Annotated in this window: 12 protein-coding genes; 8 read left to right on the top strand and 4 right to left on the bottom strand. The window is 41.2% G+C overall.

Features of this window, described 5'->3' with window-relative positions; genetic code table 11:
• Positions 1-97 precede the first annotated feature (97 nt).
• From prfC to lysS, 5 genes are all read left to right on the top strand, one after another.
• The gene (gene prfC, locus AC0L6H_RS18225) at positions 98-1,684 is read left to right on the top strand and encodes a peptide chain release factor 3 (RefSeq protein ID WP_473390660.1); all 1,587 of its coding nucleotides are present in this window, start codon (positions 98-100) and stop codon (positions 1,682-1,684) included.
• A gap of 63 nt (positions 1,685-1,747) precedes the next feature.
• Positions 1,748-3,529, top strand: a complete 1,782-nt coding sequence (gene argS, locus AC0L6H_RS18220; protein WP_473390659.1) for an arginine--tRNA ligase — start codon at positions 1,748-1,750, stop codon at positions 3,527-3,529.
• Positions 3,530-3,626: 97 nt separating this feature from the next.
• Positions 3,627-4,202, top strand: coding sequence for an NADPH-dependent FMN reductase (locus AC0L6H_RS18215; protein ID WP_473390658.1), 576 nt, complete (start codon positions 3,627-3,629; stop codon positions 4,200-4,202).
• Between the two features lie 129 nt (positions 4,203-4,331).
• Positions 4,332-5,430, top strand: a protein-coding gene (gene prfB, locus AC0L6H_RS18210; RefSeq protein WP_473390656.1) for a peptide chain release factor 2 whose coding sequence is annotated in 2 segments (ribosomal slippage) — positions 4,332-4,406 and positions 4,408-5,430 — 1,098 coding nt in all. Because the reading frame shifts where the segments join, the coding sequence is not laid out codon by codon here.
• A gap of 63 nt (positions 5,431-5,493) precedes the next feature.
• Positions 5,494-7,032 carry a lysine--tRNA ligase gene (lysS, locus tag AC0L6H_RS18205; protein ID WP_473390655.1) on the top strand — a complete coding sequence of 513 codons (1,539 nt, stop codon included), beginning with the start codon at positions 5,494-5,496 and terminating at the stop codon, positions 7,030-7,032.
• A 96-nt stretch (positions 7,033-7,128) separates the two neighbouring features.
• Here the strand turns inward: lysS and AC0L6H_RS18200 are convergent, their stop codons facing one another.
• From AC0L6H_RS18200 to AC0L6H_RS18190, 3 genes are read right to left on the bottom strand one after another with little or no spacing between them, the layout of a single operon-like run.
• Positions 7,129-8,073, bottom strand: coding sequence for a ketopantoate reductase family protein (locus tag AC0L6H_RS18200; RefSeq protein ID WP_473390654.1), 945 nt, complete (start codon positions 8,071-8,073; stop codon positions 7,129-7,131).
• 11 nt (positions 8,074-8,084) lie between these two features.
• Positions 8,085-8,795 carry a TIGR01621 family pseudouridine synthase gene (locus tag AC0L6H_RS18195; protein WP_473390653.1) on the bottom strand — a complete coding sequence of 237 codons (711 nt, stop codon included), beginning with the start codon at positions 8,793-8,795 and terminating at the stop codon, positions 8,085-8,087.
• A gap of 57 nt (positions 8,796-8,852) precedes the next feature.
• A complete protein-coding gene (locus AC0L6H_RS18190; protein WP_473390652.1) occupies positions 8,853-9,431 on the bottom strand; it encodes an Hpt domain-containing protein in 579 nt (192 codons plus the stop codon).
• A 427-nt stretch (positions 9,432-9,858) separates the two neighbouring features.
• On the opposite strand from AC0L6H_RS18190, the gene gshA reads away from it, so the two are divergent.
• The 3 genes from gshA to AC0L6H_RS18175 all read left to right on the top strand — a co-directional run bounded on the left by gshA (position 9,859) and on the right by AC0L6H_RS18175 (position 12,477).
• On the top strand, positions 9,859-11,454 hold the full coding sequence (gene gshA / locus AC0L6H_RS18185; RefSeq protein WP_473390651.1) for a glutamate--cysteine ligase: 1,596 nt from the start codon (positions 9,859-9,861) through the stop codon (positions 11,452-11,454).
• A 117-nt stretch (positions 11,455-11,571) separates the two neighbouring features.
• Complete coding sequence (locus AC0L6H_RS18180) at positions 11,572-12,198, top strand: transglycosylase SLT domain-containing protein (RefSeq protein ID WP_473390649.1); 627 nt, start codon at positions 11,572-11,574, stop codon at positions 12,196-12,198.
• Positions 12,199-12,354: 156 nt separating this feature from the next.
• Positions 12,355-12,477 carry a DUF3149 domain-containing protein gene (locus AC0L6H_RS18175; protein WP_473390648.1) on the top strand — a complete coding sequence of 41 codons (123 nt, stop codon included), beginning with the start codon at positions 12,355-12,357 and terminating at the stop codon, positions 12,475-12,477.
• Positions 12,478-12,535: 58 nt separating this feature from the next.
• Here AC0L6H_RS18175 and smrB read toward each other — a convergent pair whose 3' ends face one another.
• Positions 12,536-13,201 carry an endonuclease SmrB gene (gene smrB / locus AC0L6H_RS18170; RefSeq protein WP_473390646.1) on the bottom strand — a complete coding sequence of 222 codons (666 nt, stop codon included), beginning with the start codon at positions 13,199-13,201 and terminating at the stop codon, positions 12,536-12,538.
• Between the last annotated feature and the right edge of the window lie 10 nt (positions 13,202-13,211).

The raw sequence follows: 13,211 nt of genomic DNA, 5'->3' as shown, positions 1-13,211 counted from the left end.
TAGTCTGGATTTCGATAGAATACCCCGCTAAATTGACGCATAGGTCAAACGTCTAAATTGTGAATTGCCACCAAGGGTGTAAAAAGGTTAATTTTGTATGAGTGAAAGTCTTTTAGATAGTGAAATAAACAAACGAAGAACGTTTGCCATTATAAGTCACCCCGATGCTGGTAAAACCACAATTACAGAAAAAGTCTTGTTGTTCGGAAACGCGTTGCAGGTAGCGGGTACTGTAAAAGGAAAAAAATCAGGTCAGCATGCTAAGTCTGATTGGATGGAAATGGAAAAAGAAAGAGGGATATCGGTAACCACCTCGGTGATGCAGTTTCCATACGGTGACCATTTAGTTAATTTGCTCGATACCCCTGGGCACGAAGACTTTTCTGAAGACACCTACCGCACGCTCACCGCTGTTGATTCATGTTTGATGGTGATAGATGCGGCAAAAGGTGTAGAAGCGCGCACAATTAAGCTGATGGAAGTCACTCGGCTTCGCGATACACCCATTATTACTTTCATGAACAAACTAGATCGCGACACCCGTGACCCTATTGATTTACTCGATGAAGTTGAAGACATACTCAAAATAAAATGCGCGCCAATAACCTGGCCCATCGGTATGGGTAAAGAATTTAAAGGCGTTTATCATTTATTACGCGATGAAACGATTCTTTATAAAACAGGCCAAGGTCACACCATTCAAGAAACACGAATTATTAAAGGCTTACATAATCCTTTACTAGATGAAGCCATAGGTATTTACGCCGAAGAACTCAGAGAAATGCTTGAGTTAGTGCAGGGCGCTTCTCACGATTTTGATCACGATGCCTTTTTGAAGGGCGAACTAAGCCCTGTGTTTTTTGGCACAGCATTGGGTAATTTTGGTGTGGATCATATGCTTGACGGCCTAGTTGAATGGGCTCCGCCGCCTCTAGGCAGACAAACCGACATAGATACCTTCGTTGCCGCAAAAGAGCCTAGCTTCAGCGGTTTTGTATTTAAAATTCAAGCCAACATGGATCCTAAACATCGGGACCGTATTGCTTTTTGTCGTATCGTATCGGGTAAGTACGAAAAAGGCATGAAAATGCATCACAGCCGCATCGGCAAAGATGTAAGAGTGTCAGATGCGCTTACCTTTTTGGCCGGCGATCGCGCTTTACTCGAAGAGGCATATGCGGGTGATATTATTGGTTTGCATAACCATGGCTCCATGCGTATTGGTGATACCTTTACCAGCGGCGCTAAATACACATTTACCGGGATTCCTAATTTTGCACCTGAGTTATTTAAACGCATTCGTTTGCGTGATCCTCTAAAACAAAAGCAATTGCTAAAAGGGCTCATTCAGCTTTCTGAAGAAGGCGCAGTGCAAGTATTTCGCCCTTTGATCAATAATGATTTAATTGTTGGTGCGGTTGGTGTATTGCAGTTTGATGTTGTTGTAGCGCGGCTTAAAGCTGAGTATAACGTTGATGCATTATACGAGCATGTGAATGTTAGTACCGCACGATGGGTCTATGGTGACCCTAAAAAATTGGATGAGTTTAGACGAAAAACTGAGGTGAATTTAGCCGTTGATGGTGGCGATAACTTAACTTATATCGCACCTACCATGGTTAATTTATCGCTGGCACAAGAACGCTATCCAGATATTAAATTCACAGCAACACGCGAACAGTAGCGTTAACGCGCAGGCAAATTGTTAAGACACACTTAGTATTTTTTATAAGGCATTTTTCTAGACATGAACATACAACAATTATTAGTCAATCGTTTTACGCAAGCCTTAAGTCAAATGGGCCATAATGATGCCCCGGTTCCTGTGGCGAAAAGCGCAAAACAAGGCTTTGGCGAATACCAGTTTAATGGCGCTATGGCCTTGGCTAAAAAACTAAAATTAAATCCTAGAGAAATTGCTCAGCAAATTATAGAAGTTGTTGACCTTGGTGACATTGCAGACAAGATTGAAGTTGCTGGCCCCGGTTTTATCAATATTCATTTGAGTCGCCAATGGCTATCAGAGCAACTCAAAGGGCTTGCCAACGATGAGCGACTAGGCATAGAAGCGCAAAGCCAACAAAAGGTTGTAGTGGACTACTCAGCGCCCAATCTAGCCAAAGAAATGCACGTTGGGCATTTACGCTCGACGATTATTGGTGATGCTGTTGTAAAATGTTTGGAGTTTTTAGGGCATAAAGTCATTCGTCAAAATCATATGGGCGATTGGGGCACACAGTTTGGAATGTTATTAGCGCATCTTCAAGATAAGTTGGCGCAAAACCAAGTGGCTGAAACAGCACTGAGTGATTTGGAAGATTTTTACCGTGAAGCAAAGGTACGTTTTGACAACGAAGAAGGCTTTGCCGATGTAGCGAGAGCTTATGTAGTGAAGCTGCAAGGCGGCGATAAAGCATGTTTAGACTTATGGCAAAACTTTATTGACGTTTCTATTAGTCATTCAGAATATATTTATAAAATCTTAGGTGTGTCGCTAACACGAGACGATGTTATGGGTGAGAGCGCCTACAATAAAGACCTAGCTAACGTTGTAAGTATATTGAAGGACAAAGGGATAGCGCAAGAAGACGCTGGCGCTCAAGTCGTATTCTTACATGAGTTAGCCGATAAAAATGGTAAACCTGCGGTGTATATCGTGCAAAAATCAGGTGGTGGTTATCTGTATTCGACCACCGATTTGGCGGCAATTCGTTATCGCAGCACACAGTTGCACGCTGACCGTACCCTTATTTTTACCGATGCCAGACAAGCCCTACACTTTAAACAAACTGAAATTGTTGCTCGCAAAGCTGATTTTATTGGTGAAGAGGAGTCTTATCAACATTGCCCATTTGGCATGATGTTAGGCAAAGACAATAAGCCTTTCAAAACGCGTAGCGGCGGGACGGTTAAGTTAATTGATTTATTGAATGAATCAATTGAAAGGGCTGAAAAACTTGCTCAAGACCGCTCAGACAAACTAGTTGCCGAAGGTAAGCCAGCCATATCGAGCGAAAGACTGGCAGAAATGAAGACTAAACTTGGTATTGGTGCAGTTAAATACGCTGATTTAAGTAAAAATAGAACCACGGACTACGTCTTTGATTGGGACGCGATGCTCAGTTTTGAAGGCAATACAGCACCTTATTTGCAATATGCCTACACCCGTATTCAAAGTATTTTTGAAAAAGCGAATTTTGATCCGCGCACAGGCATGGTCCAAGGCGAAAATGAGAATACCGCTAACATCGTCATTGAGCACGATGTAGAGAAGGCGCTATGTTTGCATTTGTTGCAGTGTCAAAACGCGCTAGAGCTAGTGGCAAAAGAAGCAACGCCACATGTGCTTTGCACCTATTTGTATGAACTTGCCTCATTGTTTATGCGTTTTTACGAAGCATGCCCAATTTTAAAAGAAGATGTAAGCGCTCAAAGTAAGCACACACGACTTAGCTTATGTGCGGTGACTGCCAATACATTAAAGCTCTGCCTTGACTTACTTGGTATTGAAACCATGCAAAAAATGTAGTTGATACATACTGTAGATGAACAAAATAGCGTTTTAAGCGTAACAAGATAGCAGTATCAACATTTTATTTGTTACGTTCATTTATTTAAGGAAGCTTATGTGTAAATTATTGGCCTTTAGTGGCAGCCTTCGTCAAGATTCGTTTAATCAAAGCATCGTTGTTGCTGCCGCTGATGGAGCAAAAGCAGCGGGTGCTGAGGTAACAGTTGTCCATCTAAATGACTTCAAAGCCCCCTTATTCAGTGAAGACGATGAAGCTGAATCAGGTATTCCTGAAGGAGCCAAAAAGCTAAAAACATTAATGATGCAGCATGATGGCTTTTTGATAGCAACACCAGAGTACAACAGTAGCTTTAGCGCCGCGCTTAAAAATGCGATTGATTGGGCATCACGGATGGAAGAGGGTGAAAAACCACTCGCCGCCTTTAAGGGCAAAACAGCGACGTTAATGGCAGCTTCACCGGGCGCCATAGGCGGATTGCGTGGTTTAGTGCCATTAAGAATGCTTTTGGGGAACATTGGGATGCATGTACACCCAACACAACAAGCTATTTCTAAGGTAAGTGAACTAATTGACGACCAAGGAAAAGTCGTTGACGAAGCCACACTTAAAAAGCTACATAGCTTGGGCCAGCAAGCTGTTGCTTTTACCACCGCTCTCAAAAACGCCTAACGGACCTCAGCCGTATATAGAAAGCCTACACAAACAAGCGTTTGTGTAGGCAAATATAGATATACACCTGTTAAAATGGTGGGATTTTGGGTACACTTCCGCCATTAATTTATTAATCGAAAGAGTTGCATGTTTGAAGTAAATCCAATAAATAATGCCCTAGCCGATATTCGTACCCGCGCAGAGTCGCTTAGGGGGTATCTTTGACTACGATACTAAAGTGGAACGACTAGAAGAAGTCTCTCGAGAACTCGAAAATCCCGATATTTGGAACAACCCTGAACAGGCTCAATCCTTAGGGAAAGAGAAGGTTGCTTTGGAGCTTGTTGTCAATACAATTCAAAACCTTGAGCAAGGTACCCAGGATGTTGAAGGTTTACTTGAATTAGCGGTAGAAGCAGAAGACCAAGAAACCTTTGACGAAGCGCAGCAAGAGTTACAAAGCTTGATTAGCGAGCTTGAAAAGCTTGAATTTAGGCGTATGTTTTCAGGTCCTAATGACCCTAATGATGGCTATATCGATATTCAGTCAGGGAGCGGTGGAACCGAGGCGCAAGATTGGGCCAATATGTTGCTACGCATGTATCTGCGCTGGGGCGAAGAACAAGGCTTTAAAACCGAACTTATAGAAGTCTCGGATGGCGATGTAGCTGGTATCAAAAGCGCAACAATCAAATTTACGGGCGAATACGCATACGGCTGGCTGCGCACTGAAACGGGTGTGCATCGACTAGTTAGAAAGTCACCCTTTGATTCAGGTAGCAGACGCCATACTTCTTTTGCATCTGCTTTTGCCTATCCCGAGATTAACGATGACATCGATATTGATATGAACCCTGCGGACTTACGCATTGATACCTATCGTGCCTCGGGCGCTGGTGGTCAACATGTAAACCGAACAGATTCAGCGGTGAGAATAACGCATTTACCGACTAATACGGTGGTGCAATGTCAAAATGATCGCTCGCAACACAAAAATAAAGACCAAGCAATGAAACAGCTCAAAGCAAAATTATATGAGCTGGAAATGAAAAAACAAAACGAAGAAAAGCAAGCCATGGAAGACACAAAGTCTGATATAGGCTGGGGCAGTCAGATTCGTTCATACGTGCTTGATGACTCCCGTATAAAAGATTTGCGAACCGGCGTAGAAACGCGAAATACCCAAGCAGTACTAGACGGCGATTTAAATAAGTTTATTATCGCTAGCTTACAATCTGGTATTTAATTTTTTGGTAAGAATAAGCAGTGTTATACCTTTTAAGACAATATAAACAGTAACGGAACATAGATGACTATTGAGCAGCAAGACGAAAACAAATTGATTGCAGAACGCAGAGCTAAACTAGACAAAATTCGCGAAAACTGCGCGTCAAATGGCTATCCAAATCAGTTTAAGCGCGAGCACTATGCGCAAGACTTACAAAATGAATTTGGTGAATTGGACAAAGAGACTTTAGCCGAACAAGCCAATATTGTAACTGTTGCCGGTCGCATAATGGCTAAGCGCGGGCCGTTTTTGTTGCTACAAGATATGAGCGGACGAGTTCAGTCCTATGCTGACAAGCAAGCTCAGAATATTATAAAAGAAAAGTACGGCACCTTGGATGTTGGCGATATTATTGGGGTAAGTGGTGCTCTGCATAAATCAGGCAAGGGTGATTTATATGTCAATATGGAACACTTTCAACTGCTCACTAAGTCTTTGCGCCCTTTACCTGAGAAGTTTCATGGCCTAGCCGATCAAGAAACAAAGTATCGTCAGCGTTATGTTGATCTCATCGTTAGCCCCGACACGCGCAATACATTTAGAATACGCAGCGAGATTGTAAATGGTATACGTCGTTTCTTGACTGACAGGAATTTCATGGAAGTCGAAACGCCGATGCTACAAGTCATTCCTGGCGGTGCAACGGCAAAACCTTTTGTTACCCACCATAATGCATTAGATATTGATATGTATTTACGTATTGCGCCAGAACTTTATCTTAAGCGTTTGGTAGTTGGCGGTTTTGAGCGCGTTTTTGAAATTAACCGCAATTTCAGAAATGAAGGCTTATCGACCCGACATAATCCAGAGTTCACCATGTTAGAGTTTTATCAAGCCTATGCAGATTACAAAGACTTGATGAATTTGACAGAAGAGATGTTACGCGAACTTGCGCAAAATGTATTGGGAAGCACCAAGCTTAAAAATCATATTCGCGATGCCCAAGGTGAAGTGCTTGAAGTGAAGGAATATGATTTCGCTCAAGCATTTGAACGCTTAAGTATGGCTGACGCAATATTAAAGTATTGGCCAGAAGCGAACGCACAAGCCATTAAGGATCCTGAAAATCACTTGGCTGAAATGAAATTAATGGCAAAACAACTGCATATTAAAGAGCCAGAAGTGGACGGTATTTGGGGAGCGGGTAAGTACTTGTGCGAAATATTTGAAGCCACTGCAGAAGAGAAACTCGATCAACCTACTTTTATTACTGAATATCCATGGGAAGTGTCGCCACTGGCGCGTAGAAATGACGACAATCCTTTCGTTACCGACCGCTTTGAGTTTTTTGTTGGTGGGCGTGAATTAGCCAATGGTTTTTCTGAGCTAAACGACTCAGCTGACCAAGCAGCACGCTTCCAAAAACAGGTGCAAGAGAAAGACGCAGGTGACGACGAGGCAATGCATTTTGATGATGATTATATCACTGCCCTAGAATATGGTATGGCGCCCACCGCGGGCGAAGGGATTGGTATTGACCGCTTAGTAATGCTATTTGCAGACTGCGCGACTATCAAAGATGTTATCTTGTTCCCGCATATGCGCCCGCTGGCTGAATGATAGTTCGGTAAGCTCAAATGCCAAAAAAGCTCGTAATATACGAGCTTTTTTATTGTCACACGAAAAGTGTTAGCGAAGTTTCCCGCTACATAATCTTTAAAGCAGTGTGCGGTCTATGTTAGCTATTTGTTCATAGAGTTTATCAATCATAGGTATGTTCACTTGATTAGCTTTAGCTAATGAACGCAAATAGCCTAAAAGGGTCTCGTTTTCGGTCACTCTTTTGTGTTTTACATCTTGGTACATAGACGACCAATTTTCTGACGTTGCATCAATCACTAAATCTATTGCTAAAGACAATGCTTTCGGTTTTAGCGAAATATTTGCAGCGTCATATACCGCGAATACTTCCTGTTTCAATTCGCTTACTTTGTTGGGGTAATCAACTAGTTCACCGTTTTTGACTTGCAATATAGCGGTTAACGGATTGATGACTGCGTTAATTGCTAGCTTTGTATATAGCGCATTGGCAATATCCACGTGGTAAAATGCATTAGGATGATAACTTAAAAATACATCAATCCAGCGCTTTTCTGCATCGCTAATTACTTTGCTCTCTAGTTTGCTAAGGGTTTTTTGATCTGTCGTGTTTGCTTTAATATAAGGTCCAAGGTCTACGCGTCCTAGTGCCGTTATTTGGTATTGTGTACTAGAACTCGCAAATACAGCGTCAGTAGTAATGCCTGTATAAATCAGATTATCCGGAAACGCCTGTGCTAATAGCTCTCCTCCTCCCATTCCATTTTGAATAAGAATAAGCCGGGTTTTATCGCTTAACCAAGGTTTTATTTGCGTAATTAATGGCGCAAGCTGGTAGCCCTTTACGGCAATTAGCAAACAATCAAAATAGTCGTTAGCCTCTTCAAAAGGGGCTTCTATATTTTGTATTGGTAGGTTGAGCAAGTTCTCTTTGCCATTGCTGTCGACAATAGTTTTCGCTTTTTTTTCATGGGATCTAACTAATAATGTGGGGCGCAACGCACGAAAATAGTAGGCGAAGAGACTGCCTATTGCACCCTGACCAACGATGGCTAGCTTCATGATGTATTACCTTATTTTTTGCTCGTTGTAACAGACACCTTACTAGGCGTTTTATATTTGGGCCAAGCAAAATCTTTCACTGACTTAAGGTTATTTAGTATTTTTTCTGTGAAATAGTCACCACTTTGAGGCAAGCACGCTAGCGAAAATTCGTTATTGGCATAGTTAAAATGAAGTTGATAACTATGCAGGTATAACCTATCGGCGATACTGCCTTTATAGCGTTTATCCCCTAAAATAGTGCTACCTATGGATTTTAAAGCAACACGAAGTTGATGTGTCTTTCCTGTTATCGGTTTAAGGTAAAACAATCTACCGATTTCATCAATGGCTTCACTAAAGAAAAATGTAACCGCAGTCGCTTGTGCGTTTTCACTTTGGCCTAATTTGTAGCTACCTCCGCGCGTTTTTTTCATATCTCCTGCTAACTTGCCTTGTTTCTTTTTAGGCTTTGCATCGCTAATCGCAAGGTAATACTTTTCAATTTCTCTGTTGGCAAATTGTGCACTGAGTATACTGGCTGCTTGCTTGTTTTTAGCAAGTAGTAAACAACCACTGGTAGCTGAATCTAAGCGATGAACCAAAAACAATTGGGAAAGAGATAATTGCTTCATTAACAATTGGCAAATACCTATTTCAGGATCATGCATTGGCACATCGCATGGTTTATTTACGACCACAAAATCGTTGTGTTCATAAACAATTGGTATAACTTGATGCATGATACTTTGACTCAGTGAGAATTTGAAAAGGCTAGCATTTGATAATCAATAGCGCGTTCAAGAGACTCCATTAATCATTTCAATAGCTTTCGCATATTGCAGCTCTTCAACCAAAGTTTGCAGGGTCTTCTTTTCATCTTCATTAAAAGGGAGTGCATCAATATAAGCGTACAAAGTATCATCATCAATAAATTCATTGCGCTCTAAGCGCTTTATGAAAGCGGCTTTTTCAGACGCTGATCCTTCGCTACTGCTTTGTGCAGTGGCTGTAGTATATACAGTTGGTGCAGATTGGGTTAAATCTAAACTTTTCACACAGGCAATGGTTTCGGCCATGGTATGGGCAAAGGCATCCAGTTGACTATCATCAATATTATCGTCACGGATTTGTTGGTCTAATACCTTACTGCATTCAAATAATGCTATTAAACCGAGATTGCCAGATAAGCCTTTGGTTGTGTGGACTTTCATCTTGGCTTCGTGCTTATCGCCTTTAGCTAGAGCGTCAATAACATGTTGTGGTGTAGTACTAAATTCATCACAAAACTTTCCCAACATTCTTGATAGTAGTTCTGAATTTCCGCCAAGTTGTGAAGTTGCGAATTCGATATCAACCAGATTTTGCTTATTGCTCATTGATTTACTTTCCTTTTACTCTGTATATCCGCTACATGCGGCACAAGTTTCTAACCAATAAGGTTTGCAGTCAACCTTCATGGATGCTTGTTTTGTACTCGTGTATCATATTAACGGCAGTAGCAGTTAAATATCTATAATTCTTATTATATTTAAGAAGCATAAAGATATAATTAGCCTTTTACAAATGGCATGTTTTTATCCATCATAGGGCTTTGATTCTTAAGAAGCGCCTATATTATCATTAAGGTGAAAGATAGCTAATTACAAAGATGAGATTATCGCAGTATGTAGCTTGGGTACTTGAAATTAGGAAACAAAAATACGCGTTATGAACAAAGGTTTTACGCAGGCCATGCATGGTCGTACTTTGCATGCAGGATTATTTACATAAAATACAGAGAATAAGAATTTGACGATAAATCAAATGAATTTTGACCAGGCATTGGCGGCGGTATCAACGCCTACGTTTATGCAGACTTTACGCGATATCAAGCACGGTGTTGAACGAGAAACGTTAAGAGTCAATGAGAATGGTACCATCGCCACTAATCCTCATCCAGAGGTTCTAGGAGCGGCATTGACCCATGAATACATCACTACAGATTTTTCTGAAGCCTTGCTTGAATTTATTACGCCACCTGAAAGTAAGGTAGAAACAAGTCTTGCGCAGCTAGTCGATATCCATAAATTTACTTATGAATCTATCGGTGAGCAGTATTTATGGCCAATGAGTATGCCTTGTTTTATTAGTAGTGAAACAAACATTCCCATTGCGCAGTATGGCAGTTCAAATATAGCACGCATGAAGGAAGTATATAGGGAAGGGTTGCATAATCGCTATGGTAGTATGATGCAGGTGATTTCTGGTGTGCATTTTAATTTCTCGCTGCCTGATGAGTTTTGGCAACTTTGGTGTGAACTTCATGGTGAAACGTGGGACAAAAATACACAATCTGCCCATTATTTTGCTTTGATTCGTAATTTTAAACGCCTCGCTTGGGTAATTCCGTATTTATACGGCGCATCACCCGCTTTGTGTAGTTCGTTCATTTCGCATAAGCAAAGTGTTGGCCATAAGTTCGATAAAGTAGGCAAAGGTACGCTTTATATGCCATACGCTACATCGCTTCGCATGAGTGATTTAGGCTATACAAGCAGTGCGCAGTCAAATTTAAAAATTTGCTACAACGACCTGAGCACTTATGTAAGCAGTTTACGCAGCGCCATCGGCCAAAAAGCACCAGCATACGCACATTTAAGTAGTGACGATAAAAAAGGCTGGCAACAGCTAAACGACAACGTGCTGCAGATAGAAAATGAATTGTATTCGCCAATACGGCCTAAACAGGTTGCGAAATCATTAGAGATGCCAACCAATGCTTTGGAAGACCGCGGTGTAAGTTACTTAGAAGTGCGCTCATTGGATGTAAATCCGTATTCTCCAGTTGGCATTGATAAATCACAATTCCACTTTTTGGATGTGTTCTTGGTTTATTGTTTGCTAATGCCATCAGCAAAATTTGATGAAGAAAAGATAAACATTAGCCAACAGAATATCACTGATGTTGTTGAAAAAGGGCGTGAACCGGGCTTAATGCTTAATGATAATGGCAAAGCGGTATCACTAAAAGACTGGGGGCTTTCGCTCACACAAGATTTAGTGAAAGTGGCGACGCTACTGGATCAAGCCAAACAAAGTGATGTTCATGTAAAAGCGGTAAAGCAGCAAGAACTAAAATTCTTAGATCCTAGTGCAACACCTTCCGGAAAATGGCTTCAAACTTTGTTAGATAACGAAATAGACAATAGTGTATTGGGTTTAGAGCTAGCTAAAGAATACAAAGATAATGCTCAGAAGATGTCGTATATGAAGATAAGTAAAGAAGATTTTGTCGCCCAAGCACTGAGTTCTATTGAAGCAAGAAAAGAGATTGAAGCACAAGACGAGAAAGACTTTTCCCAGTTCGTAAATGATTATTTTACTAAGCGAGTAGCGGGTGATCCCAACCTCAAGTGCTAAAATACCTAAGGTGCAGACAAAAAAAAGCCTGACGCAAACACGTCAGGCAATACACACTTAGGGAAAACATTTTAACACACACGATAGTAAGAGCCTTAAGGATTAAAATAGTTCCACATGTTGTTAAAAAAAATGCATTTTTTTTTACTTGTCTTATTGAGCACACTATTTATTGGAGCTTGCAGCACAACGCCGCCCTCTGAACGTGAGAATTTGTGTCGAATTTTTGAAGAAAAAGATGATTGGTATGATGCCGCTGCCGATATGCGCGAAAAATGGGGCGTACCTATACATGTGCCAATGGCAATGATGTACCAAGAAAGCTCATTTCGCCACGACGCCAAACCGCCTCGAGATTATGTGCTGTTTGGACTTATTCCTTGGGGGCGAGTCAGTAGTGCATATGGTTACGCTCAAGCAAAAACGCCTACATGGTCTGACTATCAACGCGAGACAGGCAAAAGCTTTGCTGATCGTGACGACTTTGAGGATGCGTTAGACTTTATGGGCTGGTTTATTAGTAAAACCCATAAAATTAATGGTGTTTCAAAATGGGATGCGAAATTGCAATACCTCAACTATCACGAAGGATGGGGCGGATATAAACGCAAAAGTTATAACAATAAAACGTGGTTGCAATCTGTGGCTAACAAAGTGCATGAGCGTTCCTTGCGTTATGCCAGTCAACTTAGAAGCTGCGAGGAGGACTTGGATAAAGGTTGGTTTATGCGTTTGTTTAGTTAAGATCTAGGCAAAATATTGATCTAGATTAAGCTTTACTCCTCTTTGGCCTATTATCACCCTAAAACATTGATCGAGATCAGCGTTTGAAATGCAAACTGAACTACAATTTATTCATCAAAACAAACTTGTTTAATATAGTAAAAAAAGGTGAATATTATGTGGGACTTACTACTTTCTGATCCAGTTGCTTGGGGTTCTTTATTTGGTATTTTCGTGGTTGTTGCAATATGTGCATACTATGTATATTTGTTTCTGCATAACGTGAACGAAGACCTTTAATCTTTTGCGAGATACTTAGCAGTTTTATTTAGCGAGTTGTTAATACAGATAAACAAGCTTAGTCTGGCTTAAAAGCTTGAAAATCAATACCAATAAGCACTAAAAGTCCTGCTTTGCCGCCAAAGGCGCGCGGGGCTTGCACAAACGCTGCTACATCGGGATGTTGCACTAACCAATTAGGTATTTTACGTTTTAGTGTGCCTGTGCCATGTCCATGCAAAATACTGACACAGGCAAAATGACGTTTTTTTGCTTCAAAAATAACGGCAAGCATTTCCGCTTTTGCTTGCTTGCTTGTTAGGCCGTGCAAATCGACTTCAATGTCGGGCGGGTAATGGCCCATTGACAGCTTCTTTAGTATGTCTTTTGGACGATAAGCTAGTGTTTCTAGGCCTGTATTATCTACTTTAGATGAATCTTCAGCTCTAAAATATTTTATTGCTTTGCCTTGCGGCCAATGCGCTTCGAAGGTATCAGATAGTGCGATTGTTGCCGCATTCTGTATATAAGCCTTTGTTGAAAGATGTCCGCTGGCGCTCAAGTTGTCGCTCAGGCCCCCTAAACCTTGTGCGCTTGCTCGTTTTTTCGCGAGCTTTTGCGCTTTTTCTTTTTGCCGCTTTATTGCACCTTCGTCTTTACTCAAAATGTATCTATCATGATTTACCGGCGTTGCATCTTTAAACAGCGCTGAGAAATCCAAAGACTCGTCGTTTTTTTTGCTCATGATGGTATTT

This window comes from Glaciecola sp. G7-5, assembly GCF_055808975.1.
Note: the sequence above shows the minus strand (reverse complement) of the source record. Positions and strands in the feature narration are given on the sequence as shown.

Excerpts from the sequence above, each read along its gene's own strand:
- lysS (WP_473390655.1), top strand. The coding sequence starts at position 5,494 with ATGACTATTGAGCAGCAAGACGAAAACAAATTGATTGCAGAACGCAGA.
- AC0L6H_RS18195 (WP_473390653.1), bottom strand. The coding sequence starts at position 8,795 with ATGCATCAAGTTATACCAATTGTTTATGAACACAACGATTTTGTGGTC.
- prfC (WP_473390660.1), top strand. The coding sequence starts at position 98 with ATGAGTGAAAGTCTTTTAGATAGTGAAATAAACAAACGAAGAACGTTT.
- gshA (WP_473390651.1), top strand. The coding sequence starts at position 9,859 with ATGAATTTTGACCAGGCATTGGCGGCGGTATCAACGCCTACGTTTATG.
- argS (WP_473390659.1), top strand. The coding sequence starts at position 1,748 with ATGAACATACAACAATTATTAGTCAATCGTTTTACGCAAGCCTTAAGT.
- AC0L6H_RS18215 (WP_473390658.1), top strand. The coding sequence starts at position 3,627 with ATGTGTAAATTATTGGCCTTTAGTGGCAGCCTTCGTCAAGATTCGTTT.
- AC0L6H_RS18200 (WP_473390654.1), bottom strand. The coding sequence starts at position 8,073 with ATGAAGCTAGCCATCGTTGGTCAGGGTGCAATAGGCAGTCTCTTCGCC.
- AC0L6H_RS18190 (WP_473390652.1), bottom strand. The coding sequence starts at position 9,431 with ATGAGCAATAAGCAAAATCTGGTTGATATCGAATTCGCAACTTCACAA.
- AC0L6H_RS18180 (WP_473390649.1), top strand. The coding sequence starts at position 11,572 with ATGTTGTTAAAAAAAATGCATTTTTTTTTACTTGTCTTATTGAGCACA.
- AC0L6H_RS18175 (WP_473390648.1), top strand. The coding sequence starts at position 12,355 with ATGTGGGACTTACTACTTTCTGATCCAGTTGCTTGGGGTTCTTTATTT.
- smrB (WP_473390646.1), bottom strand. The coding sequence starts at position 13,201 with ATGAGCAAAAAAAACGACGAGTCTTTGGATTTCTCAGCGCTGTTTAAA.